The organism is Gluconobacter sp. NFX36 (genome assembly GCF_049887835.1).
GTDB lineage: Bacteria > Pseudomonadota > Alphaproteobacteria > Acetobacterales > Acetobacteraceae > Gluconobacter > Gluconobacter japonicus_A.
The window spans coordinates 82,567-108,481 of sequence record NZ_JAGEKJ010000008.1; the positions used below are offsets into that span (position 1 = coordinate 82,567).

Here is a 25,915-nt window from a genome sequence, read left to right on the forward strand (position 1 = left end):
CTTAAACATGGCTGGTCGCCTTCTGACCCGCGGCATGATGGCCGGGGTTGCTGCTGCTTTTCTCGCATTTCTGTTCGCTCGTATCTTTGGGGAGCCTCAGGTCAATCTGGCCATCGCTTTCGAAAGTGCTAAAGATCTTGCTTCTGGGGAGTTACCCGAACCTGAACTGGTCAGCCGATCCGTACAGGCTTCCTTTGGGCTTCTAACGGCTGCTGTCATGTACGGTGCAGCGTATGGCGGGATTTTCGCAACGGTTTTCGCTTTTTCCTACGGTCGTATCGGGCGCTTTTCGCCGCGCGCACTTTCAGCCCTGCTGGCAGCCGCTGCCTTCGTAATTTTTGTGCTTGTCCCGGATCTGAAATATCCTCCCAACCCTCCTGCCGTAGGTTTGCCCGAAACGATCACGCTCCGAACTGAAACCTATTTCGGGATGATCCTTCTTTCGCTCTGTGCAGCAACCGCCGCTTTCATGACCAGCCGACCTCTTGTCCGGCGCCTTGGTCAATGGAATGGCATACTCGTGACCATCGCAGTGTTCATCAGCCTCATCGTGGCAGTTCAGGCTGGAATGCCTGATATTGATGAAGTGCCTTCGGACTTTCCTGCGACGGTTCTCTGGCGGTTTCGTGAAGCCGCAATTGGTATGCAGGCCGTTTTGTGGATTACGCTCGGATTACTTTTTGGTCCGCTGGCGGCTCGCGTCCTTCAGAAACAAGTCGACTGAAAAGTTTGGAAAAGAAAAAACTGTGACAACTGCTGCATTTTCTGAAGATTTTTGGCTTGATCTTGAGCGTCTTTTTACCTGGCGCCGAGATGTCCGTCATTTCAGACGTGAGCCTGTTGCTCCTGCGCTTCTTGATGATCTGCTTCAGGCGTCAACGCTGGCTCCTTCTGTAGGATTGAGTGAGCCTTGGCGTTTTGTTCTTGTAGAAGATCAAACCCGGAAATCAGCAGTCCGAAAAAACTTCGAAACGTGCAATGCCCGCGCACTTGAAGGATATGACGGAGAACAGGCAGCTGGATATGCCAGCCTCAAACTGGCCGGGCTGGATGATGCTCCTCACCATGTTGCAGTTTTTTGCGAAACCACACCAGATCAGGGGTATGGCCTTGGACGCGCAACAATGCCCGAAACCACGACATGGTCTACCGTCATGGCAATCCATACCTTCTGGCTTGCCGCAACAGCATCGGGGGTCGGGCTAGGATGGGTGTCAATTCTTGATCCTGAGACCGTTTCAACAATACTGAACGCTGAACCTAACTGGGATCTCGTAGCCTATCTCTGCGTGGGATACCCGACAGAACAGGCGAATACGCCTGAACTGGAGCGCATGGGCTGGGAAAAACGGAATCCGGAACGTCGTCAGTGGATAAGACGCTAACGTAGTACAGTCGGCTGCTTCCCTGCGGCATGGAGGGCGCCAGAAGGTCCGGCTGCTTTATTCCGCGTGCCAGACCGTCCAGCAGGCGTAATGGTCCACCATGAGAAATGACCAGCGCTGGTCGCGCTACCCGAAGCAGGTCCGACCAGAAAGACTGCACTCTCTCCTGAAGGCTTTTTCCGTTTTCTCCTCCGGGTGGAGAAAAACCCTCTGGATCGCTAGCCCAGTGGTCCAGAGCCTGACGCGGAATATCAGCCCAAGCCAGCCCCTCCCAACATCCAAAATACAGTTCCTGAAGACGATCATCCTGCAACACTGGCAAACCGCTTCGCTCTGCCATTTTTTGCGCGACAGCCAGACAACGCGAAGACGGGGATGTATAAATAACTGAGCTGCCAATTCCTTTGGCGAGCGTCAACAGGCCAGCCGCAACTGGCTCCCATCCTGCCACCAGTGTCATATCCTTTCGTCCGTAACAGACGCCTTCGGCCTCTGCGACCTGGGGATGACGTGAGAGAAGAACCGGGAATGTGGCAAGTTTCATGTGTGGAAACATGGGGGTGGCGCATGTTTTTCGTCAACCCGCCCTACATACGATTTTAGCCCATTTCCGGAACAGCCATGTGATGTGTAAAGTACCTGTTATCTCATCAGACCTGCCTTTAAAATACACTGAGGACATGATGCACACATTGTCTTTCCGCCGGCGTTTACGACTGGCCACCGGGTTGGCGGCTTTCGCTTTAACGCCTTTTGTAATTGGCTTTTCCACCGCGCAGGCAGCTCCCAACACCGGCGCCTCCGGCCCTATTGATCCCGCCCGGATGTCCGAAACAATGCGTGTATTGTCGTCGGATGAATTCGAGGGTCGTGCACCGGGTACGCCGGGAGAAGCTGTTACGGTCAAATGGCTGATCGAACAGTATCAGAAGATCGGTCTTGAACCGGGTGGCGAGAACGGTGGCTGGACGCAGAACGTCCCGATGATCCGCACCCGCCCTGACCCCAAAGCCACAGCGACCGTCACCACGCGCGGCCATACTTTGGAACTGCATCAGCTTAAGGACGTGGCGCTCTCCACGTTGCAGCCCATCCAGCGCCTCCGTCTGTCCCATGTTCCGATGGTATTCGTCGGGTATGGTGTCACCGCTCCCGAGCGTCGCTGGAACGATTTCAAACAGGTTGACCTGCACGGAAAAATTGCGGTCTTCCTTGTCAACGACCCAGACTTTGACGCGGGGCCGGAAGAACCTGTAGCCGGACGTTTTGGCGGCAAGACCATGACCTATTATGGCCGCTGGACGTACAAGTTCGAGGAAGCAGCCCGTCGCGGTGCCGCAGGTGCGCTCATCATTCATGATACGCCGGGCGCATCCTATCCGTGGAGCACCGTTGTTGCGCCGCAGGGTGAGGAATATGACATCCTGCATGACGACAAGGACGCAAAATCCGTTCCGCTGATTGGCTGGATCGAAGGCAATGCGGCCCATGCGCTCTTTGCCCAGGCCGGTTTGGATCTGGATCGTCTGCGTCGTCAAGCCCGTTCGCCGGACTTCCACCCGGTCAATATTCATGACACGACGTTCTCGCTTGATATGTCGGTCAAGGTGGATCATCTCCAGAGCCAGAACGTGATCGGCAAGATCACAGGTTCGACCTATCCGGATGAAACCGTCATGTTCGGTGCTCACTGGGATGCATTTGGCAAGAGCACCGATGCACAGGGTAACACCGTCATCCGCCGTGGCGCTATCGACGACGGTTCCGGCATTGCCGCTGTTCTTGAAATCGCGCGTGCTTTCAAAAACGGCCCGAAGCCGAAGCGCACTGTGAGCTTTGCGTCCTGGACAGGTGAAGAGCGTGGCCTGCTGGGATCGAGCTGGTATGTGGCGCATCCGCTCGCCCCTCTGGACAAGACTGCTGCCAATCTGACGATGGATGTTCTTCAGATGGCAGGACCGGCTCATAATGCCTTCATCATCGGCGCGGGTCAGGACACCCTTCAGGATGACTTTGCTGCAGCAGCTCTAAAGCAGGGCCGTACAACGCAGCCGGAAGCCATGCCGGAACGTGGCGCATTCTATCGTGCAGACCACCTGCCCTTCGCGCGAGCTGGCGTGCCCGTTCTCGCCGTGATGGACATGGCTGGCCCGTTCGATCTGCTCAATGGCGGAACAGCAGCAGGCAGCAAGTGGCTGACGTCTTATATGGCCTGCTACCATCAGGCCTGTGATGCCTGGAGCGCCGACTGGGATGTGCGCGGCGCGGCGCAGGACGTTGAAGTCGTGCGTCAGGTTGGCTACAGCGCCGCCTTCTCGCATGACTGGCCGACCTGGAAGGGTGGTTCGGAATTCCGAGCCATTCGGGAGAAGAGCGACGAAACACGCTCGGCTCATTAATAGAAAATATCCGAGCGGACCCTGTGTTTCGTCCGCTCGGAATTTTTTCAGGTGAGATCCTGTCGGATCCAGTCCGTCACTGAATGATGGACTGGTGCCCAATCGAGTTCCCGCCTCGCCTTGTTAGCCCTGACGCGACTATTGGAACTCAGGCCAAACACCGCAAGTTCACGGCCCCAGCGCTTGATCGCCTCTTCAGGGGCCCAATCCTGTGATGGCCCAAGGCCTAAAGCGGCTCCAATCGCATCCGTGATTTCACGAAACGATGCTTCGCCGTTTTCAACAAAGTAGAAGCTGCCAGCTAAGGCTTTCGTAAGAGCCAGTTCGTATAACGCGGCAACGTCTGCAATATGGACGTTTGACCAGCGATTGAGGCCACGGCCGATATGTCGGCTGATGCCGCTTTCCCGGGCTTGCGCCACAAGAGGCGGAATCTGAACACTCTGCGAAACTGGCCCCAGATGGCGTCCATAGATCATGGTGTTGCACAGAACCACTGAGCGGATATCAGGTGCGGCATTCCGAATGAGAGTATCGATTGCGATACGCGCGACCTTATCTGGCGCCGGAGCTACAGGGGTTTCTTCCGTAAAAATCGCATCGGACGGTTCACCAAGAGCTTCGTCTCCGACCAAGGAGCTGCCACTTGTATGCAAAAACGGCTTTCCGCTGCCTTCAAGCCCTTTTAGGAGCGATTCAACCGCAGCCCGATGATCGCTGTCGGCAGCATTAATGACGGCATCAGCGTTCTGTGCCTCCTTCATCAGAAGTTCGCTATCGTCGAGAGTGCCAACAACGGGTTCGATACCGAAAGATCGAAGTTCTTCTGCACGAGCCTTATTGCGGATCAGGCCTCGGATCTGATGGCCATTTGCGGCGAGATGGGCTGCGACGGAACCCCCGATGTAGCCACTTGCGCCGGTGATGAAGATTTTCATCTGTTTTGCCTCTGCTTCAGTAAAGCTGGAACGTGAGGGAAAGATGATCTTTTCTTTGAGGCTTGATAATTCCCTCAGCTTGCACAAAACCTGTGAAAGGAATTCATAGGTGGCATTGTATGGATAATCGCGTCGGGGAAATGCAGGTTTTCGTGCGAGTTGTGGAAAGCGGCAGCTTTTCAGAGACCGCTCGTCTTCTCAGAATGACTCCTTCGACGGTCAGCAAGCTCATTGCACGCATTGAGGCCCGTCTGGGATTGCGCCTGATTGAGCGATCCACACGCCGCCTTTCCGTGACGCAGGAAGGACAAGCTTATTACGCGCGGGCCACCGCCCTGATCGCGGACCTTAATGATATTGAACGCAGTCTCACGACCGGCAACCTGCAGCCCAAAGGTACAGTTCGGGTGAATGCTTCGGTTGCATTCGGAACGCTTGGGCTTGAACCCTTTCTGCCTTCTTTCTGGGAGGCTTACCCAGATATTGTGATTGACCTCTCCCTTTCAGACGAGATGACCGATCTTTATCTGGATCGAACGGATGTCGCGTTCCGGGTAGGGCGTTTGCAGGATTCAGGATTGACCGCCCGGCATCTTGGATCTGCGCCGCGCAAGATCGTGGCCTCTTCTGCCTATCTGGCCCGATATGGAACGCCTCAGACTGCCAGAGATCTGAGCCATCACCGGTGTCTGGGATTCAATTTCCAACGATCAGCGCCTGTCTGGCCTCTTCATGAAAAAGGTAGATTGGTTGATCGGCTAGTGCGCGGACCGCTTCTGGCCAACAACGGGGAAACCGTACGCAGGCTGGCCGTTCAGGGTGCGGGATTGGCACGGTTAGGCGAATATCATGTGCGGAATGATATTCAGGCAGGGCGGCTGATCGAAGTGTTAGCGGATGCAGGCGTGCAGGATGAGGAAGACATTCATGCGCTCTATCCGGGAGGCCGTCAGAGCCCTCCCCGAGTGAGAGCCTTTCTGGATTTCATGGTCCCTCGCCTTCGGGATTATCTGGCGGCATCCTGAGTGTCAGAATTTTTCTCTTTTAACGGGCGGCCAGCCCAGACTGTGGCGAGAACAGACCCTGACATGTTGTGCCAGACCGAGAACACAGCTCCCGGAAGGGCTGCAACGGGGGAGAAATACAGACGGCCCAATGTGGCTGCGAGAGCAGAATTCTGCATCCCGACCTCAAGAGCCAGTGTTCGGCAAACGGATTCATCAAAGCCCAGAAGTCGCCCTCCCCAGTACCCTCCTGCAAGTCCGATAGCATTATGCAGAACCACTCCCAGCATGAGCAGCGGACCAGCTTGAGCAAGGGAAGGCCCTGCTCCAGCCACTACACAGCCAATAATCAGCAGGATGGACACCATGGCGATGGGTGGAAGAGCAGCCTCAACGCGCTTCACCATGCGCTGACAGAGTGTATTGACAATAACACCCGCCAGAACAGGCAACGCCACCATCGTAATGATACTGCGAAACAGGCCCCAACTATCCACGGACACTCCCGCCGAGACATAAAGGCGGGTCAATAATGGTGTCGCGAAAATCCCAACCAGTGTGGAGAGCGCACTGATGCTGACAGACAGTGCGACGTCCCCTTTGGACAAGAAGATCATGACATTCGAAGCAGTGCCGCTCGAAACGCATCCGACGAGGATCATACCCGTCGCCAGCGCAGGCGGCATCCCGAGCAGATGCGCAATGCCCCAGGCGGCGAGCGGCATCACCAGATAATGAAGGCCCACCCCCGCCAGAACGGGATAAGGGCGGCGCGCGATCCGGGAGAAATCCTGAACCGTTAGGGAAACGCCCATCGTGAACATGATGAATGCCAGAAGTGGCGTGATGATGGGCAGAAGCTTCAGGAATGGTGCAGGAAATACAATAGCGCCGACCGTCACCAGAATGGCCCAGACAGGGAAAAGGCGTGTCATCATCTAACGGGACGTCTCCATTCTCGCGCAGTGGACTTCCTCATACCGGCATCGGGGAGATTTTGACACATGCCAAGATGGAGAGGTCCGGTAATCTCACTTCCACCCTTTCCTGTCCTAACCGAGTATGCAACGTTCAGATCACCATTGAAACACAGCGTCATACGCCGTTTTCGCTATTCCTTTTACCGATCAAGGACAGACTTCATGATGCGTCGCCTTCTGGCTCTTAGTACACTTCTTGCCGGCCTGCCCTATGCGATGGCTCATGCCGAGGGCACTTTCTCGTTCCAGCAGACGCCAGGAGAACTTCCAAAGACAGTTGCTCCGGAAACCTATGTCATTGATCTTGAAACTGATCCTGAGCATCTGACCCTCAAAGGGCAGGAAACCATTGACGTAAACGTCCTGACCGATACGCAGGATATTGTCCTCAATCAGGCTGGCCTGAAACTCTCGGCAGCCATTCTGGATGGAACGCGTCACGCCATCATCAAGCAGGATGATGCCGCACAGACAGCAACCCTCCATTTCGAGCAGGCGGTCCCTAAAGGCCCGCATACGCTCGCCATCAGTTATACGGGACCGATCCTCAAAACACCGAACGGCCTGTATATCAACGACTACACCTCAGCCAAAGGCGAGAAGCGCCGGATGCTGGTGACGCAGTTTGAAGTCGCCGATGCACGCCGGATGTTTCCGGGGTGGGACGAGCCCGCGTTCAAGGCGAGCTTCCAGCTCAACGTGACCTTGCCCTTCGATGATGTCGCCGTCAGCAATATGCCCATCATCGGCACCACGCAGCAGGATACAAAAACCAAGCGCGTGTCTTTCGCTCCTACTCCCCGCATGTCCAGCTATCTTCTGGCGCTTGTTGCGGGTGATATGGGTGCAGTCCATGGCGGCGCTGACGGCACGGACATGAGCGTGTATGCGCCAGTAGGCCTTGAGGAACAGGGCCGTTACGCCCTTGAATCCGCCGAGAAGATCCTGCCGTATTACAACACCTATTTCGGTGTAAAATATCCTCTTCCCAAGATGGATATGCTGGCTATTCCCGGCAATTATCAGGCCGGTGCGATGGAGAACTGGGGCGCCCTCACCTACATCGACAATGTTCTTCTCTTTGATCCGAAGAACAGCACGCCCCGTACTCGCGAGTTGATCCACGAAGTCGTTGCGCATGAAATGGCCCATCAGTGGTCGGGCGATCTCGTGACGATGGGCTGGTGGAACAATATCTGGCTCAATGAAGGTTTCGCGTCCTGGATGGAAATCAAGGTCACGGATAAGCTGAATCCTCAATGGGACATCTGGCCGCGCCAGCATGAGACCCGCGAAGAGACGATGGCGATTGACGCTCTCGCCACCACACATCCGATCCAGCAGACAATCCATAACGTCAGCGAAGCCAATTCGGCGTTTGACAGCATCAGCTATGGCAAGGGTGAACTCGTCATCCGGATGCTGGAAGGCTGGCTGGGCGAAGACAAGTTCCGCGATGGAATGCGCGCTTACATGAAGGCCCATGCATACGGAAACGCCACCAGTCAGGATCTGTGGAACGCCTTGTCCTCCACATCCGGCGAGGACGTTGCCAAGGTCGCCCGCAGCTTTACGGAACAGCCGGGTATTCCGCAGGTTAATGTGACGTCGTTTTGCCAGAACAATCAGGCGACTTATACGCTAACGCAGAGCCGCTTCACCATTCATGACCCGCAGGCCCAGCCCTTGACGTGGAGCATCCCGGTTGTTTCTGGTGGCCCCGGACTTCCCAGCAAGACGATCGTTTTGGGAACGGAGCCTGTCACCATCACGACGCGGCATTGTGGTGCACCGTTCAAGCTCAATCTTGGCGAAAGCGGCTACTATCGTGTGTCCTACGACAAGGGCGCGTTGGCTGCACTGGCTGCGTCCATCAGCAAATTCTCGCCTGTGGATCGCGCCAATCTGCTTGGAGACCAGTATGCCCTCTTCCGGTCAGGTCAGGCGGGGCTGGCTCCGTATCTGGATCTCGTGGACCGTCTGACGGCGGCACATGAGAGCGATATTGCGGTTCTCGAAGAGATTATCGACCGTCTGGAAACGATTGACCTTTATGAAATTGGCAACCCGGATCGCGCTGATTTTCAGGCCTATGCCCGAAGCCGTCTGGTCCCTGTTCTGGCGCGTCTTGGCTGGGACGAAAAGCCTCACGAGAATGTTCTAGATACGATGCTGCGTCCATCGGTCATCAGCGCACTCGGAGCTTTCAACGATCCAAAGGTTACCGCGGAAGCCAAGCGTCGCTTTGCGCTCTGGAAGGCCAACCCCGCGTCCCTACGTCCTGATCTTGTCGCCGCGGTCACAACGATTGCCATGAAAAACGCTGACGAGCAGACTTGGGCCTTTATGGCCGACAAGGTTCGCACGACGCAGGCCACTGAGTTGAAGCTGCGCTATTTCGCTGCACTCGCCAGCGCAACAAACCCGGATCTGATCCGGAAGACTGTCGAACTGGCTTATAGCGGTGCCATTCCGAATGGAAGAATTGCCCGTTCGCTCGCGGTCGTTGCAGCCTCCAGCGAAAACCCGGATTTGGTGTGGAAGTTGGTGAAGGAACACGAGGCCGATATCCGCACCCATCTTGCACCTTGGTCGCAAGACGACTTCCTCGCCACCATTGCTGCTCACTCCAACAGTCCGCAGGTTCTGGCCGCTCTACAGAGTGATCCATGGGCCACGAAGACAACCGGCTCCAAGATTGCGACGGCCAAGGCGGTCAACACAATCAATGCCCGTCAGGACGCCATCCGTGCCACTCAGACACAGATCCACGACTGGCTTTCAACGCATCACTAATTTTTAGAAAACAGAGTTTGGGAGGATCCAATGATCCTCCCATTCCTCAGGCTTCGATTTTGGGTCGAGGCGCGACAAGCTTGAACATCGGGCCTGTCAGGACTGTGGAAATCACAGCCAGAACCATCAAAGATGCAAACGCAAATTCTGAGATCATGCCCTGAGCATGGAAGATCGTTGCGGCGACAATCTCCATTAACCCTTTGCATTGCAGCAGCGCGCCGACGCTCAGCGCCTGACGACGACTGAGACCTGCTGCGGGCGGGAAAATGTACACGGCAACAATCTTGGTCACGATCGAAATGGCGACCAAAGATAGCGAAGCAATGACAGAAGGCCATGTCAGGGCGTCACCATCAATATTCAGGCCGCTATGGCCGAAGAACATTGGAGCAAGCCAGATCAAGGAGAATGCCCCGACCTTCTCAACAGGAAGGCGACGGACCCAGGATGGTGGCATAATCGCACCCGCGAAATAGGCGCCAATCAGTTCATGGAGACCAAGCTGCATACTCGCCCAGGACCCGGCCGCAAGATAGACGGGAACAGCAAGCCAGATTACGGCCAGAGGCGGATGGCGAAAATGACGAGACGCCCAGTTCCCAAGCAGAGCCAGTCCGACTAGCAGTGCAATCGCCAGCACTTCCAAACCGGTCCAGCCATGCAGTGCAGCTGTGCCACGTTCTGCAACCTGCAAAGCAGCCAGCCCGATCCAGAGCGCCGCATCGTCTACAACCGCAAGTTTGAGTGCAAGCTGACCCAGTGGGCGCTGTGCTGGATTAAGCTCCCTGACGACACCAATCAGAACAGGCAGCGCGCTGACCGCAATACATAGCCCGATCGACGCTGCGGCAACCCATGGCTGGGCATGGGGAGGATGCCATCCCGGCAAGGGCAGGAAAAATTCGTAAGCGAGAACAGACCCTACCAGCAGCGGTCCACCAAGAGCCACAGCAGCTCCGCCCAGAAGCCGCCCCAAAGAGGGAGCCGGCAAGGTATGGTCTGCTGCTGTCTCCTCGGGGGACTGCCACATCTCCAGCCCGGCAGTAAACGCTAGAACCAGAACAGCAACCCAGCCAATATCGCTCCCGTACATAGACGGAATATCAAGTGATTTAACCGGAAGATGCCAAACGGAAATCAATATACCGATAAGTATAGGAAGGACAACAATCGGTATTGTTCTGTAAAGAAGGCGCCACAAAACCCACGGGAGAAAAACGAAAACCGCAGCATCTGCAAAAAGTGCCGTAATGTTTGTCATCAGCCTCCCCTAATTTACCTATATGGAGGGACAGGATACGCGATTATAAGCCATAAGTGCAAACCGATACAATCGCGATGGCGCAAGTGAGGCGGGCAGAGACTGCTGTCCACCTTCTCGCCTGCTCCTTAGAACCGACTGTCGCCGTTACGACGGAAAGCGAACAAGACAGTCACCGCAAGACGATACTTCGCAAAGGTCACAAGTCCGACCGCAATCTATCTTCGCCCGGAAATCAAACTGTCTGAACAAACTGGAATAACCGCCGTAATCAGATCAGTTCCAATCCAATTCTGTCAGAACACCTTCCTGAGTGACAGTCAATCAACAAGGAAATCACCTTGACCGTGACCTTAATGGCGCGAACGCACAGGTCTTAGTCATATCTCAGAAAATAAAGGGCCCCTCCTTTTAAGCTTCCGGATCTGTCACTTGATCAGATTTATCCTTGAAAAACCGCGCATAAAGTGTTGGAAGAACAAGAAGCGTCAGAAGTGTCGACGAAATGAGGCCACCGATTACAACGGTAGCCAAAGGCCGTTCGACCTCGGCACCTGCACTACCAGAAAACGCCATCGGGAAGAACCCGAGACTTGCGACCGAAGCCGTCGCAATCACTGGCCGGAACCGTGCGCTGGCAGCAGAAAAAGCAGCTTTGGCTGCACTCATACCCTGCAGGCGGTAGGTTCGGATCTGACTGAGCAGAACCACTCCATTCAGGATCGCCACACCAAAAAGTGCGATAAATCCGATACCAGCGGCAATACTGAATGGCAGTCCACGTAAAACAAGTGCCAGAATACCGCCAGTTGCAGCTACAGGCAGATTGACGAATACCAATACCGCTGCCCCGAATGAGCCGAGTGCTGCAATCAACAGACCAAAAATAAGAGCAAGGGCGATAGGGACAACAATTTCCAGACGCTTCATTGCTGACTGAAGATTTCTGAACTGTCCCGCCCAATTCATGCGGTATCCATGGGGCAGTTTGACCTGCTTTGTAACCGCTGCCTGTGCAGCCGCCACAAAAGAGTTTACGTCCCGTCCCCGTACATTGGCCTGAACGACGACACGTCGATGGGCGGTATCCCGATCAATACGTGACGTCCCATCCACAAGCGAGATATGTGCTACATCCGCCAAAAGTACCCAGCCCGTCCCATCCACACGCCTTATCTGAAGATGCGCAATTTTGTCCTGAGAGTTTGCAATCCCCTCTCTAAACTGTACTTGAGTTGGGATGATGGCATTGTCGACTGTGACTGATCGGCCGATATGGCCACCAATCGCCTCGACTTCGGCAAGAATATCCGAAACGGAAACACCCAGACGCGCTGCAGAATCCCGGTCCACATCCACATGAAGATATGGGATTGTCCCCTCGCTTTCTGAAGAGACATCTGCCGCGCCTGGTACACGCTGCACCACCGTCACAACCTTTTGAGCCAGCTGATTCAAGGTATCCAGATCATCTCCATAAATCGAAATGGCAAGCTGGGTACGGACGCCGGAAAGAAGGTCATCCATCCGCATCTGGATCGGCTGCGTCCAGGAGTAGTGAGCGTCAGGGACTTTTGTGGTCAGTTCCGCATTCATCTTCTCAACAAGACCAGCCTCATTGGACGAGGTGGTCCATTGGGAACGGGGCTTGAGAAAGACGTATGTATCGGTCTCAGATGTTCCCATAGGATCTGTAGGAATGGCAGACGTGCCGGTATTGCTGACGACCGTCTCAACGTCGGGAAAAGATTTGAGAATTTTTTCCTGCTGTGTCACGCCATCCAGAACAGTTGGAAGTGAGGCGCTTGGGAGGCGAACCCCGACCACAAGCAATGCCCCCTCATCCAGTTGGGGGACGAACTCTCCACCAAGACGACTGGCAAGAAACACGGAAAGCAGAAACGCTCCGCCCGTGAGAACGATCAGGGTTCTGCTATGGTTTTCACTCCATGCCAGTGCTGGCTCGTAATAACGACGTAGTGTCCGGACGAAACGTGTCTCGTGGTCTGGCGGGCTTCGGTGCATGACCAGCGCGGCCAGAACCGGAATACAGACCACACAATAAATCAACGATGCCAGCAGCGCCATAATAACAGTCTGCGCCATCGGGCTGAACATGCGCCCCTCAATGCTTTGAAGCGTCAGGATGGGCAGATACACCATAATGATCACGAAAATCGCAAACGTCACAGGGCGAATGACGGCTCTTAGCGCTTCCGTCGCCAGTTCGGGCAAGGCCGCCCGATCTCTGTTCGTCCCCCGGATAGCAAGCAAATGCTCGACCACGACGAGGGAACTGTCGACAATCATGCCAAAGTCGATCGCTCCGAGGCTTAGCAGGTTGGCAGAAACCCCAAAGAACCTCATACCAGCCATGGCAAAGATCAGGGCAGCCGGAATGACGGATGCGATAACAAGCGCAGCGCGCCAGTCTCCCAGAACGACAATCAGAACGAGCAGAACCAAGGCCGCGCCAATGAGCAGGTTTTCCTTGACCGTATCAATCGTCTCACCCGTCAGGGTCGAGCGTGTATAGAACGGGTCCAGAGTCACACCTGCGGGAAGCGACTGGGCAATTCCAGGTAAAGCGGCATTGATGGCTGCAAGCGTGGCATTGGAACTGGCTCCGTTCTGCATAAGAACGACACCATTCACAATTTCACCCTTCCCATCTCGCGTTACAGCGCCAAGTCGTGTTCGAGGCCCCTTGGTTACCTGCCCGACGTCTCGCAGACGCACCACATTACCGTTTGCCCCCATCCGGACAGGAATGGCCCCGAAAGCTTCGAGACTGCCAATCAGAGCCCGCCCTACAATAACCTGCTGTTCAGCGTGATGAGCAATCCAACCGCCCCCTGCGGAGGCATTGTTCTCATCAACAGCTTTGTAGACATCACTTACCGTAACACCCAAGGCGCGCAGTAGAGCGGGATCCAGCAAAACCTGATATGTTTCTTCCGCACCACCATTGACGTTAACATCGACCACTCCCGGCACGAGTTTGAGCTGTGGAACAACAGTCCACTGCATCAAGCGATTGAGATCCATGAGAGAGTATCCCTCCCCCTTGATCTGGATCTGCATGATTTCGCCCATGCCGGTGGCAAGTGGCCCCATGGAAACCGAAATATTAGGAACAGTAATTGTTTCCCGAGCGATCTGCATCTGCGCGCTGACGCGTGTGCGATCAAGATCAATATCCGTATGATCGTCAAACTGAAGATAGACAACAGAAACACCCGTACGAGAAACGGACCTAAGGTCCGTCACTCCAGGAATCCCGGTCATGCTGGCTTCGAGTGGAAATGTAATGAGTTTTTCCACTTCTTCAGTTGCCAGACCGGGGGCAGTTACGGATACGAGTACCTGCTTCGGCGAGATATCCGGTACTGGCTCAACAGGAAGCCCGGGAATTGTCAGCAAGCCACCAATCAGCAGGACGCAGACAAGCCCCAACAGAACGAAGCGGTTCGTCTGGAAAAATTTCAGCATGATAGTTTGCTCAGTCCTCGTCATTTCCAAGGAGCGACATACTCTTCAGCATGAAACTTCCATGCCCGACGACAGACGCTCCTTGTGGTACATCCGCGTCCACAACAGCCTGTTCGTCATTTTCGAGGAGGAGTTTAACGTCATGAGGCTGAAAGTCCTGCTGGCCGGTTTTGACATAAACGACGGTATGGCCATCCACCCGTTCAACAGCAGATGCAGGAACCACAAGGCCATGCACCGCCCTGCTGGTTTCAATCGATGCATCCAGCATACTACCCGGCCGCAATTGCTCTTCTGGATGATCGACGACACAGACAACCCGCACCAACCCTGTCGTGGCATCAGTCATGCCATCAATGGTCGAGATATGTGCGATCAGTGGCTTTCCTGATGCGTCTCCTGCTGGCTTTACAAAAAGCCTGTTCCCGATTGCTAGTTGCGACGCCTCCTGAGAGCGGACCTGAGCCACGATCCAGACAGCAGACAGATCGACGACCGTAGCAAGAGCTTCGCCGGGATTGATATCCGACGCTGCTGACGTACTGACGGTCTGCACAACACCGTCAACAGGTGAAATCAGACTAGAAGCTTCATCCTGGACGATTTTTTCGGTAACGGACGTGAATTCCTCATTCACTCTATGCTCAATCGTGCCCATATCAGCTTCACGAGCCACCACAGCACTTCGCTCCTGCTGAAGTGCCGCCAGTCGTCGTTTGACTTCACCTGCCGAAACAGTACTGCCCGACAGAGCCAGTCCACGTTTATAGGCCTGTTCTGCCTCGGCGACTGCGGCCCGCGCGGACATCAGGGCGGCTTGAACCTGCATTCGCTGCAGATGCAGTTCGTGCAGCGTGTGGTCCGTATAATTGATCAGAGTTTGTCCCTGATGGACGCGTTGCCCTGGAGTAACCAGAACATCGGTGACCTTTCCACCTCCTGCCGGACGGATAACCACCACACGCGACATGTCTGCGGTTACGGTAGCCATGGCGGGTATAGTGTCATGCAGATCACCATACCCTGTCGTACAGAGCTGAAAATTTGCGTTTCGTTGCGCTACAGGGTCAAGTTTCAAAGGAAGAAGCCAGTGGGGCGTTTCTGCCATAACAGGCTGGATAAAGCCTGACATGAGCAGAACGGCCAGACCTGTGACTTTTTTCATGGCATCGTTCCTGTTGCGATTCCAATCCGGATAATGGCTTCATGCCATGCAATTTCGGCCTGGTTCAGTGTCAGAAGGCTTCTATAAGCGTCAGTCCGCGCTCTAAGGGCTTCAATCAGTGGAGTTTCTCCGATCCGCCAGGAGTGTTCCATTGCATCGGCACGACGCAGCATCGCGCTTGCAGAAACACGGGCATTATTCAGTGTTGCTGTTGCCGTTTCCACACGGGCACGCACCTGTGCCATTTCATTCTGAACGGCTCTACGGGCCTGAATTTCCTGCCGGCTGGCCATGGCAAGACGGTCCCGTGCAGCAGACGTCACCGGCGTCGTTGTCACCGCATTGGGAAGTGGTACACGGACGTTGAAACCGACCTGAGTATCCCATGGACTGCCGTACTGCGCTTGGTCAATCGCATCCACACCCACTTCAGGGTTTGGCATGAAGCTCGCGCGCGCAAGATGGACCTGTTCCTGCGCAGCAATCACTTCCTGATGAGCGGCCCGAACCCGCGGGTCATCATCTTCCATCCATCGCAGATTATTGGCGCGCGTCAGAACCAGCCAACGACGATCTGCCTGTGTAATATCAGGAATTCCCTCAACCCCTAGCAGGGTTTGAAGGGTCGTACGGGACGTAACGATTTCTTCCCTTGAATTTTCAAGTTCTGTCCGCGCATCTGCAAGTTGTGCCATGACGGCCTGACTATCTACCGACGCGGCTTCTCCTGCCCGAACAGCGCGAGAAACAGCATCGGAAATCCTTTGCAGTGCTGCCAGGGTCGAAAGGGCCGCAGTTTCTCTTTTGCGCGCCAGAGTGGCATTTCCAGCCGCCTCAACAACACGAACGGCCACCACCATTCTCTCGACCTCAAGCCTCATGAGCGCTGTGCGAGCATCTGCATGAGCAACTTTTTCAGTCGCCGTCCCCTGTCCTGGCAGCCATAAGGGCACAGAAACACCACCCTGCCAGGTAATATATCCCAGGTTGGAGCCTCCAATGCGATCATCGTAGTAATCAGCGCTCAACGTGGGACCGCCTGCAAACCATGATTGAGCAGCTTTAGCCCGAGCATCTGCTGATTGCTGATTGGTCTGCAATTCGGTTCTTACAGGATCGTTATTCCAGGCCGCTGCAATGGCTTCATGAACAGATATTGAAACTTCGCGCGGTGCAGTTTGCCCATGCGCCTGACTGCAAAAAATGAGCGTTACTAAACCCAGAGCACAGCCAAGATAAGTGCGAATGTTCGGAAGAGGCTTTAAAAGAAGGCCGTACATAAGCACAAAAAGTCCTGCTTTAGAGATATTTCGCTAGGGCGGAAAATTCTCGGATGGCCGTTTCCCGGCTCATATTTCCATTCGCCACTTCATCTACAACGCAATGTTCAAGATGATCCTGAATCAAACGGCGCTTGGCGTTATGAATAGTACTCTCAACAGCCTGGATCTGCTGGACAAGCTCTCCGCACGGCCGCTCTTCTGTCATCATCTCAAGAATTTTGGCTAGATGACCATGCGCCTGCTTTAGACTCTGAACATGTGTTCTATGCTTCATAAACCCCTATCCCCTAGGGGGTTGGGTATGTCAATATTCTTCTCTCAACAAGAGACTAACTTTAGCGGGCTATCAGTAAATTTCTGTTTAATCCACTGCTCCGTTTCAGTTTAATTTCCACGAAACCGCATTGAAATGATCATATAGATGATTTATTTTTGTAATTTACGATCATAATTATGACTTGACATGATCGATCATGAGCACCTCAATATCACTCAGATCAGAACAAATTTCTCAAGAACTGCTCATCCCTTGTGAACGAACGTCAAAACTTACCCTCTGGCACACGCTTTCTTTCTAACGGCATCAGACAGGACGTCATTCCGACTATGAATATCATCGTCACCGATCGCCCAGAGCAGGCTTTCAAAAAAGCTGCGGACATAATTGCCTGCGAAATTCATCATAATCCTCGGCCTGTGTTGGGGCTGGCAACAGGTCGCACGATGGAAAGTGTGTATCGACTTCTGGTCGAACGGTACGAGACTGCTATGCTGGATTTTTCCACAACAACGTCTTTCAATCTGGATGAGTATGTTGGCCTCCCTCCAACAGACAAAAATTCATATCGCCATTACATGCAGAAGCATCTGTTCGCGCATGTGAACATGCCAGTCGCACAAATTCACGTGCCAAACGGAACCGCGACAGATCTGGATGCAGAATGTGCTGAGTATGAAGCAAATATCCAAGGCGCTGGAGGTATTGGACTGCAGATTTTGGGAATTGGGAACACCGGACATATCGGCTTCAATGAGCCCCCCTCCCCATTCGACAGTCGCACGCGCGTCGTACATCTTGATGACATCACACGCCGTCAAAATTCCGGAATGTTTGGCAATGATCCATCGCGCGTTCCTGAGCGCGCCTTGACCATGGGAGTCGGAACGATCCTGGAAGCGCGCAAGATCGTACTTGTGGCAACTGGCGCAGGAAAAGCCTCTATTGTTGATGCAGCGCTGAATGGACCAATAAACGAAAACGTCAGCGCTACAGCCATTCGTTTACACCCTGACTGCACCGTCATTCTAGATGACGCCGCCGCTTCAATCTGGAAGGGAAATCGTAGGCAAGGCTCTTAATGGAAAAATTAAGAATATATAGGCAGTCTGGTCAACGCACCTTGAGTTCAAAACTTCATTTTCAAAGCTGATACAAGCTGGGGCGATCCAAGCGAAACATGATTGACATATTTTTACATAATAGGTGCCATAAATATACGCATGATAGATGATCTCTTCGCGTAAAAATCTGCGCCTCAGACCATCACGCTCCCTAAATTCTTCTGTATAAGCTTAAGTTATTGATCAAAGCGCGAGATAAATCTCGTAATGAATTAAGAACGAAATCCATTAAGTTTCTTTGACGACACACCCATGAACAGTGACACACACCTCACAGCCTTTCTGGGCATTTCTTCACCACAGAACAGGCACTGGACCATCATGAATATGGCATCGTATCACACCGAACGATAACGAATACCCAAATATCTTTTCTTAATTCCTCCACCTCACGGTTCCTCATTCCATTACAAACAAGAATAATAGGTTACAATTAACAATAATAATGAAATGTTATTATATATATCAATCATGAAAACATAGTAAAAAACAGTTTCATTGGTAATTATAAAATTACTTGTAATATAATATTCAAAATTAACCTTAAAATTATTATTTTTTTCTTATGAAGATAATGCCAATAAGCACTCCATGAAGAAAACATCCTTCCCTGCAAGAGGCATCATGCTTTTTCGTTTAAAAAATTTCTTGTTCGCAACGTCTGCCTTGGCGATCAGCGCCTCTTGGGCGTCCGCTCAGACAACGGGGACGAGCAGTAAGGTTGTGAGTAATCACAGCCACAAGAAAACAGCACAAATCAATCGGGACGGTGGTCCATCAATGATGGGCGCAACAGCGCCGACAGATGCTGAAAAAGCAGAAACTGTTCAAGTCCACGGTGCCCGCCATAACGCGCCAGGCGGAGGATTGATGGTCCATGAAGATGCTGCAAAATCCCGCTCGACCGTAACGCAGGAGTTCATAGCCACCCAGACGCCCGGCGTTAACCCGATGCAACTTATCGCGCTACTTCCAGGCGTGAATACAACATCGGTTGATCCGCTCGGATTAAATGGCGGCAACATGACCCTTCGTGGGCTGAATTCCAGCCAGATCGGCTTCACACTCGAAGGGTTTCCAATCAACGATATTGGTAACTATGCTGTTTATCCTCAAGAAATCGTAGATTCTGAGAATCTTCGTACGATTAACGTTGAGCAAGGGTCCGCCGACCTAGACAGCCCGCACATCAGCGCATCAGGCGGCTCAGTCAATATGTATCTGCTTGATCCGAAAGATAAATTTGGCGGTCACCTTGACGGCACGTATGGCAGTTACAATGCTCGTCGTATCTTTGCTCGCGTTGACACAGGCAAGATCGGCAATACCAATCTGAAAGGATATATTTCGTTCTCTGCTGCGGATGAAAATTCATGGCGCGGCCCCGGAAGCCAGAAGAAACTCCACGGCGAAACAAAATGGGTCAATGAATGGGGCAACGGTAACCGCGTCTCCCTTGCCATCGTAGGAAACCAGTCAGACAGCACTCTTTTTCCATCCATGTCTCTGGCAAACTGGAAAAAATATGGGGTGAACTACACCTATCAATCCAAATGGGATTCAAATAATCCAAGTGCCAATTACTATAAACTTCATCAAAACCCCTTCACAAACATTTATGCGAGTGCTCCATCTACATTCCGCCTCACAGATAACCTGACCTTAACCGAAACTCCCTATTTCTGGTACGGAAACGGAAATGGCGGCGGCGCATATTCAGAAAGCCTCAGCAGTCAGCAGTACGGCAGTCAGACCATGTCTGCCTCGATTGGCCAGTATAATTCTTCCAACACCAAAAGCATTCTTCTCTATAATCCTTCCAACACCCAGACTTATCGCCCTGGAGCAGTAACGAAGCTAACGCTCCATACCGGAATCAACCGTTTGATGGTTGGTTATTGGTTCGAATATTCAAAACAAATTCAAACCTCCCCCTATAGTCTGGTCAACATGACAACGGGTGAGCCTTATGATGTCTATGGTGGCGGCGTGAACATGGTTCTCGCGAACGGTCAGACGGCACAGTATCGGAATACTCTGACGCAGACCCGCATCCACACCATGTTCATCGATGACAGCCTGTCACTACTGAACAACACACTGACACTCGAAGCTGGCCTGAAATATGCCATCGTCATGCGTAACGGGCACAATTTCCTGCCTGATACATCGACAGGCTCTTATATTAATGGTTCCTGGAACGAGCCTCTGCCTGCAGTTTCCATCCGCTACAAGCTGAATAACCAGATTCAGCTCTTTGCGTCTTCTACTACCAATTTCCGTATTCCAATGAATACATCATTGTATGATGCAGGAACCTATACGTCTGGCAGGGGATACAGCACCCAGGCCAATACAAACATGAAGCCGGAAATTTCTATTTCCGAAGAAGCCGGAATTCGCTATCAGGGCGATCTGATCAACAGTACACTGACATACTTCCATTATAACTTTACTAACCGTCTTTACAGCCAGACAGTTGTTATGGCTAACGGAAGTTATTACTCTCAAAGCATTAACGGCGGAAGTTCACATGCAGATGGCGTAGATTTTGAAATCGGAACAAGACCGATTTTGTACCATCTCCGTCCATATATCTCTGCAGAATACATAGATGCCAGAACGGACAGCAATGTAGCGGCATCCAGCTCTGGCGATTACGTGTTTAGTAAAGGAAAATTTGCACCGCAGACGCCAAAATTCCAAGTCGCCTTCCACCTCGATTACGATGATGGCCACCTCTTCAGCGGTTTTGGACTGAAGTATGTCGACAAACAATATGCGACATTCAACAATGACACTTCCATTCCAAGTTATGTAACAATGGATGTTCACGCAGGCTATCGTTTCAAGGACTTCAGTTTTCTCAAAAACCCGATCCTGCGCCTGAATATTCAAAACATCACAAACAAGCAGTATCTCGGTTTTGTAAACGGCACGGCTGCAAATGGGAAAGCGACAACCGGTGTCTACGGATCAAAGCTTTCAGCGGGCAGCAGCACATATTATGTTGCCGCTCCTTTCTTTGTAGGTGGCAGCGCAAGCGTCGATTTCTAAGACCGGTATTCATAGGTAAAATATAATAACGATTACTACGGGACAGATGGTTGAAAAGAAGATATTCAGGCATCTGTCATCGCACGTCATGCGAGTACAGTTCTAACGAACTATCAAAAACCAAGATCAATCCAATCTCCAAAAGAGAAAGAGGGCTAGGGCTCTCTTTCTCGGGGCGGTTAAAAAATCATATGTCCTGAGTCAGCAAACGGGATGCTCGCGCAAGCGCCATGATCGGGAAATACTGACGGTACATATCGTAACGCAACATAAACGCCCGGGAGAGTTCCGCTCCTTGCATCAGACGCTTTGACAAGGCTGGGTCATCCAGTTTGATCGTCTGACCAACGCCGTAGCCCGGAAAGCCGGTACCAGTGAACTCCTCTTCCGTCCAGCTTCCGTCTGCCTCCTGCCGATCAATCAGAAACCGGCATCCCTTGGCAATTGCCTCATGGTCCTGAGGACGACCCACAGCGATCAGTCCCATCAAGGCCCAGGCCGTTTGAGACGCAGTTGTACTTCCGCGACCTATGGATGAAATATCCATATAGGACGCACAGCTTTCTCCCCATCCACCGTTATCCTGCTGACAGGAAACCAGCCACTCACACGCCTTGAGGATATAAGGCTGCGTCATATCTTCCCCAATAGCCGCAAGAGCAGGCAGAACGGCTCCTGTTCCATACAGGTAATTTACACCCCATCGGCCAAACCACGGTCCTTGAGGGTCCTGCTCCAACCGAACATACGCAAGTGCTTTTTGCACCACGGGAAGATCGCGCGACAAACCAAGAAGACCAAACGCTTCCAGAATATGGGCCGTGACATCAACAGACGGCGGATCAAGAGCCTCGCCAAAATCACAGAACGGAATTTTGGAGAGCAGGCTTTTGTTATTATCCTTGTCAAAAGCACCCCACCCGCCGCAAGAGCTTTGCATGGCGATCAGCCAGTTCACAGCCCGATCAATCGCCTCATCAACACCCTTACGCTTCCACTCTTCCTTGTGGCGACAGAATGACAGTGCAATCAGGGCGACAGCCGTATCATCGGTATCCGGGTACCGATCATTTGCGTATTCAAAAGACCATCCGCCCGGTTCGACATCCGGAAGCTTGATGGACCAGTCTCCCTTGACGCGCACCTGTCGGTTCAGAAGCCAGTCCAACGCCTTGTCCATTTCCGGCGTAAAGCGCTCCTGTGCATTTGCGTCATGCAAGGCCATCAGAGCCAGCATGGTATCCCAGACAGGACTATTCGTTGCCTGAATCCAGGATGCTTCTCCCCTGTCATAACGCCACCCCGGATCATCGAGAGCCGCCAGAGCCTTGGCCATGACAGGATGATGAAACGGGTAACCCTCTCCATGTAGCGCCATTAGGCCATATACCCATGGTGGCTGGATACCGCCCCATCCGCCATCTGCATCCTGATGTCGGATGATCCATTCCAGCATGTGGCGAATTGCAGCTTCACGAACTGTATTACGCTTGAGGAATCTGGACTGAAGCCAGTGCAGCCCTGTGTCAGTCGTTCTGAAAAAGCTTGACCACAGATCCACCCTCTCTTTTTTGGGAAGAGTGTAATCAAACTTTTCGCGCCCCTCGGGGAACAACGCATCCAGACGGTCCTGTGGGCGCAAAGGACGACTAGGCCGACGTGCAGACAGAATGGCAAGCGGTGCCAGAGTTGCGCGTGCCCATTGAGCAAAATTATAAATGGAAAAAACGAAATTATTGGGGAACCAGATGATCTCAGGCGGAAGATTGGGCGTTTTTTCCCATGGCCACTCGCCAATCAGAGCCAACCAGTAGCGCGTGAAAACACGGATGTTTTTCAGGCCGCCTTTCTCGGAAATCCACGCACCAGCCTTGAGAAGCACAGGGCTGTTCGCGGAATAGCCAAGAGAGCGCAAGGCGGCGTAAGCCTCTACCGTTGCATTGATGTCACCACTTTGAGCACCAAGGTACACGCCCCAGGCTCCATCATCCCGCTGCATTTCCAGCAGCGCATTCCCCAGTCGCGGACGGAGCGGATGATCTTCCAGTCCAAGAAACCAAAGAGCGAGGCACCACTCCGCCTCCATGGATGCATTGGATTCAACTGATCCAACCCAGTGGCCGTCTGTTTTTTGTTGTCCAATCAACCAGTCACAGGCGCAAGACACGGTATGAGCCAGACTGTTACTCATCCCCTTGAGTATTGGTGCACTCATTCTCCAAACACCCACATAGTCTATAAAATCATGTTTCGGGGAGCTTATTATCAGTCTTACCTCATAACGTCAGCCTCTGATATCTGCAGATGCGACAATTTATTTCAGACCTTTTAAGTCCAGAAATTTCGGAGGGTTACAGAACGGCACTTGATGCTGCCTGAAAGCCATCATTTGGATCTCTGCAGCCACAGGATCTGTAACGTGCGGCTTCTCCGCCGCACTCCTGACAAGGATGAAGCATCTAGGTCAATCCTACTTGCAAATGACTCTCAATACCGATAGGAGCCGTGACCCATACGCAAGCAGGAGCGAGTAAAGATGTTGGGTATGCATCGTAACAGGGCCGTTTATGTAATCCCCCTGTCCCTGCTCATGGGCAGTGAAGCCTTCGCAGCAGATCAGACCGTAAAGCCTGACCAAACAGGAAACGTGAAAGCCGCTGCCCAGACCCGACAGGTCCTCCCGTCCGAAACGCGAGCAACAGCTGTGGAAAGCCTGCGTGTGCAAGGACGCAAGCCTTCTACAGTGGCGTCGTCTGCAACAAAAACGGACACTCCCCTTGTCGAAACAGCGCAATCCGTTACAGTCATCACCCGTAACGAAATGGACATTCGAGGGGTTCTGAACCTCAATCAGGCTGTTAGGTACGCTGCTGGTATTACGCCTGATTTACGCGGGGGCGAAGGCACGCGATATGATCAGTTTCTGCTACGTGGGTTTATGGTCCCGACATTCCTCGATGGCCTGAAACTTCAGGACAGCCCCACGGGTTACGCCAGTGCTCAGACCGACACTTCAAGGCTGGAACGCATTGAGATCCTCAAGGGTCCTGCATCCGCAATCTACGGTCAGTCGAGCCCGGGCGGTCTGACGGTCCTCTCCAGCAAACTTCCGACGGACCAGAGATTTTACGGGGGTGTCAATGCAACTGGCGGCATGTTTGACCTGTATCGCGTAGATGCAGATGTCGGTGGTTTTGCGACGGATAACGGATTTGTCCGATACCGTATCAACGGGACGGTCAACGGTCAGCACACACAGCTTGCCAGGACAGGAAGCCGCCGTTTCAGCATCAGCCCGTCCTTTACGCTTGGTGGTGACGGCCCCACGACACTCACGATTCTTGGTAACTATCAATACGATCCCGAAAATGGATCATATGGCGGCGTGCCGCTGGTTGGCTCTCTCAAGCGCGCATCTTTTGGCTATTTGCCGCGCAATTTCTATGATGGTGATGCCAACTACGAGAAGTTCAACCGTAAGCACGGTTCTATCACGTATATCTTCAATCACCGCTTTAACAAGGACTGGTCGTTTACGTCGCGTGGTCGCTACGACGATATTAAAACACAATACCGTAGCGTCTATAACAGCGGTTATTATACAGACGAAGCTAGCGGCCTCCTCGCCCGGTCTGCTTTCGGGACGAATGAACACACGCATAATCTGGCTTTCGACAGTCAGTTCAAAGGGCGTGTCCACACAGGGCCTCTTACTCACTCACTGATGTTTGGCTTTGACTACATGCAGCAGACCGCCTCGGAACAGGGCTTCTATGGTTCTGCACCAGATCTGAACGTTTTCCACCCAGTCTCCTACATGGCCATCCCTGCTGCGGCCCCCTACATCAGCTACAACACAACATCCCATCAGATCGGAGCCTACGGTCAGGACGAAATCCGCTGGAAGCACCTGATCCTCACGGGCAGCATTCGGAACGACTGGTACCGCTCTCACCAGGTTGAACATATTTACGGATCAGACACCCGCCAAAGTCCGAGCCAGATCACCTGGCGTGCTTCAGGTCTCTACCATTTCAACTTCGGTTTGGCGCCGTATATCAGCTACTCGACATCCTTCCAGCCACAGTCTGGTCTGGTTTCCAGCAATGGAGGAGCAACCCTCCGTCAGGCCAATCCATCACTTGGCAAGCAGCTTGAAGGCGGTGTGAAGTATCAGGTTCCGGGAACGTCCATCCTGCTGAGTGCGGCCGGTTTCCACATTGAGCAAACAAACGTCCTTGTGGCTGTAGCCAACACATCATACAGCCTCGAAAGTGGCAAAGTTCATTCGGACGGATTTGAGTTTGAAGCGCACGCCGAACCTTTCAAAAATCTGATGCTCACTGCAGCCGTCAGCTTCCAGAAGGTTAAGGATGATTCCACTGGCAAGCCACTCATCCAGTCTGGCCGTGGTAATGCCTCCCTCTTTGCGTTCTATACCCTGCCGTCCGGCCCACTGAAGGGCTTCGGTTTCGGTGGCGGCATGCGTTACACAAACAAGTCTTACGGTGGCGAAGCGAACTATGGCAGCGTCTGGGTTCCACAATATGCCGTTTTCGATGCCTCTATCCGCTATGACCTCTCAAAGATGTCGCACTCTCTTCGTGGCTGGAATGCTTCAGCGAGCGTCCGCAACCTGTTCGACAAGAACTTCGTTGCGAACTGCCTGAGCTATGCCTCCTATGGTCAGGAATTCTGCTATTACGGAGAGCGTAGAAACGCTCAGGCGACCATTGGCTATAGCTGGTAAA

The 25,915-nt window shown here is 53.0% G+C and carries 16 protein-coding genes and 1 pseudogene; 8 read left to right on the forward strand and 9 right to left on the reverse strand.

Annotated elements, in window-relative coordinates; genetic code table 11:
* The first annotated feature begins 7 nt into the window (after positions 1-7).
* On the forward strand, positions 8-724 hold the full coding sequence (locus J4P41_RS09990) for a CbtA family protein (RefSeq protein ID WP_426067000.1): 717 nt from the start codon (positions 8-10) through the stop codon (positions 722-724).
* 22 nt (positions 725-746) lie between these two features.
* Positions 747-1,385 (forward strand): 5,6-dimethylbenzimidazole synthase, encoded by a 639-nt coding sequence (gene bluB / locus J4P41_RS09995; RefSeq protein WP_426067001.1) that lies wholly within the window; start codon positions 747-749, stop codon positions 1,383-1,385.
* A 40-nt stretch (positions 1,386-1,425) separates the two neighbouring features.
* Here bluB and J4P41_RS10000 read toward each other — a convergent pair.
* Positions 1,426-1,941: pseudogene (locus tag J4P41_RS10000) on the reverse strand (histidine phosphatase family protein); the annotation flags it as partial.
* A 124-nt stretch (positions 1,942-2,065) separates the two neighbouring features.
* On the opposite strand from J4P41_RS10000, the gene J4P41_RS10005 reads away from it, so the two are divergent.
* Positions 2,066-3,784: a M20/M25/M40 family metallo-hydrolase gene (locus J4P41_RS10005; protein WP_426067002.1), complete on the forward strand. Its 1,719-nt coding sequence runs from the start codon at positions 2,066-2,068 to the stop codon at positions 3,782-3,784.
* 47 nt (positions 3,785-3,831) lie between these two features.
* On the opposite strand, the gene J4P41_RS10010 is transcribed toward J4P41_RS10005, so the two are convergent.
* Positions 3,832-4,722, reverse strand: a complete 891-nt coding sequence (locus tag J4P41_RS10010; protein WP_426067003.1) for an NAD-dependent epimerase/dehydratase family protein — start codon at positions 4,720-4,722, stop codon at positions 3,832-3,834.
* 119 nt (positions 4,723-4,841) lie between these two features.
* Here J4P41_RS10010 and J4P41_RS10015 point away from each other — a divergent pair, with 119 nt between their 5' ends.
* Positions 4,842-5,747, forward strand: a complete 906-nt coding sequence (locus J4P41_RS10015) for a LysR family transcriptional regulator (protein WP_426067005.1) — start codon at positions 4,842-4,844, stop codon at positions 5,745-5,747.
* On the opposite strand, the gene panS is transcribed toward J4P41_RS10015, so the two are convergent.
* Positions 5,729-6,664: a ketopantoate/pantoate/pantothenate transporter PanS gene (panS, locus tag J4P41_RS10020; RefSeq protein WP_426067006.1), complete on the reverse strand. Its 936-nt coding sequence runs from the start codon at positions 6,662-6,664 to the stop codon at positions 5,729-5,731. The genes J4P41_RS10015 and panS overlap by 19 nt on opposite strands.
* Positions 6,665-6,868: 204 nt before the next feature.
* On the opposite strand from panS, the gene J4P41_RS10025 reads away from it, so the two are divergent.
* Positions 6,869-9,502, forward strand: a complete 2,634-nt coding sequence (locus tag J4P41_RS10025; protein WP_426067007.1) for a M1 family metallopeptidase — start codon at positions 6,869-6,871, stop codon at positions 9,500-9,502.
* Positions 9,503-9,548: 46 nt separating this feature from the next.
* Here J4P41_RS10025 and J4P41_RS10030 read toward each other — a convergent pair whose 3' ends face one another.
* The 5 genes from J4P41_RS10030 to J4P41_RS10050 all read right to left on the reverse strand — a co-directional run bounded on the left by J4P41_RS10030 (position 9,549) and on the right by J4P41_RS10050 (position 16,980).
* Positions 9,549-10,766: a cation:proton antiporter gene (locus J4P41_RS10030; RefSeq protein ID WP_426067008.1), complete on the reverse strand. Its 1,218-nt coding sequence runs from the start codon at positions 10,764-10,766 to the stop codon at positions 9,549-9,551.
* Positions 10,767-11,177: 411 nt separating this feature from the next.
* Complete coding sequence (locus tag J4P41_RS10035) at positions 11,178-14,258, reverse strand: efflux RND transporter permease subunit (RefSeq protein WP_426067009.1); 3,081 nt, start codon at positions 14,256-14,258, stop codon at positions 11,178-11,180.
* A 10-nt stretch (positions 14,259-14,268) separates the two neighbouring features.
* The gene (locus J4P41_RS10040) at positions 14,269-15,423 is read right to left on the reverse strand and encodes an efflux RND transporter periplasmic adaptor subunit (RefSeq protein ID WP_426067010.1); all 1,155 of its coding nucleotides are present in this window, start codon (positions 15,421-15,423) and stop codon (positions 14,269-14,271) included.
* Positions 15,420-16,703, reverse strand: a complete 1,284-nt coding sequence (locus tag J4P41_RS10045) for a TolC family protein (RefSeq protein WP_426067011.1) — start codon at positions 16,701-16,703, stop codon at positions 15,420-15,422. The genes J4P41_RS10040 and J4P41_RS10045 overlap by 4 nt, the downstream gene beginning before the upstream one ends.
* A gap of 19 nt (positions 16,704-16,722) precedes the next feature.
* A complete protein-coding gene (locus J4P41_RS10050; RefSeq protein WP_034880038.1) occupies positions 16,723-16,980 on the reverse strand; it encodes a metal-sensing transcriptional repressor in 258 nt (85 codons plus the stop codon).
* Positions 16,981-17,312: 332 nt separating this feature from the next.
* On the opposite strand from J4P41_RS10050, the gene nagB reads away from it, so the two are divergent.
* Together nagB and J4P41_RS10060 are read left to right on the forward strand one after the other, a co-directional pair.
* On the forward strand, positions 17,313-18,065 hold the full coding sequence (nagB, locus tag J4P41_RS10055) for a glucosamine-6-phosphate deaminase (RefSeq protein ID WP_211568764.1): 753 nt from the start codon (positions 17,313-17,315) through the stop codon (positions 18,063-18,065).
* 822 nt (positions 18,066-18,887) lie between these two features.
* Positions 18,888-21,164, forward strand: a complete 2,277-nt coding sequence (locus J4P41_RS10060; RefSeq protein WP_426067064.1) for a TonB-dependent receptor — start codon at positions 18,888-18,890, stop codon at positions 21,162-21,164.
* 187 nt (positions 21,165-21,351) lie between these two features.
* On the opposite strand, the gene shc is transcribed toward J4P41_RS10060, so the two are convergent.
* Positions 21,352-23,379: a squalene--hopene cyclase gene (gene shc, locus J4P41_RS10065; protein WP_426067012.1), complete on the reverse strand. Its 2,028-nt coding sequence runs from the start codon at positions 23,377-23,379 to the stop codon at positions 21,352-21,354.
* Positions 23,380-23,709: 330 nt separating this feature from the next.
* Between shc and J4P41_RS10070 the strand changes: the two genes are divergently transcribed.
* Positions 23,710-25,914 (forward strand): TonB-dependent siderophore receptor, encoded by a 2,205-nt coding sequence (locus tag J4P41_RS10070; RefSeq protein WP_426067065.1) that lies wholly within the window; start codon positions 23,710-23,712, stop codon positions 25,912-25,914.
* Position 25,915: the final 1 nt, after the last annotated feature.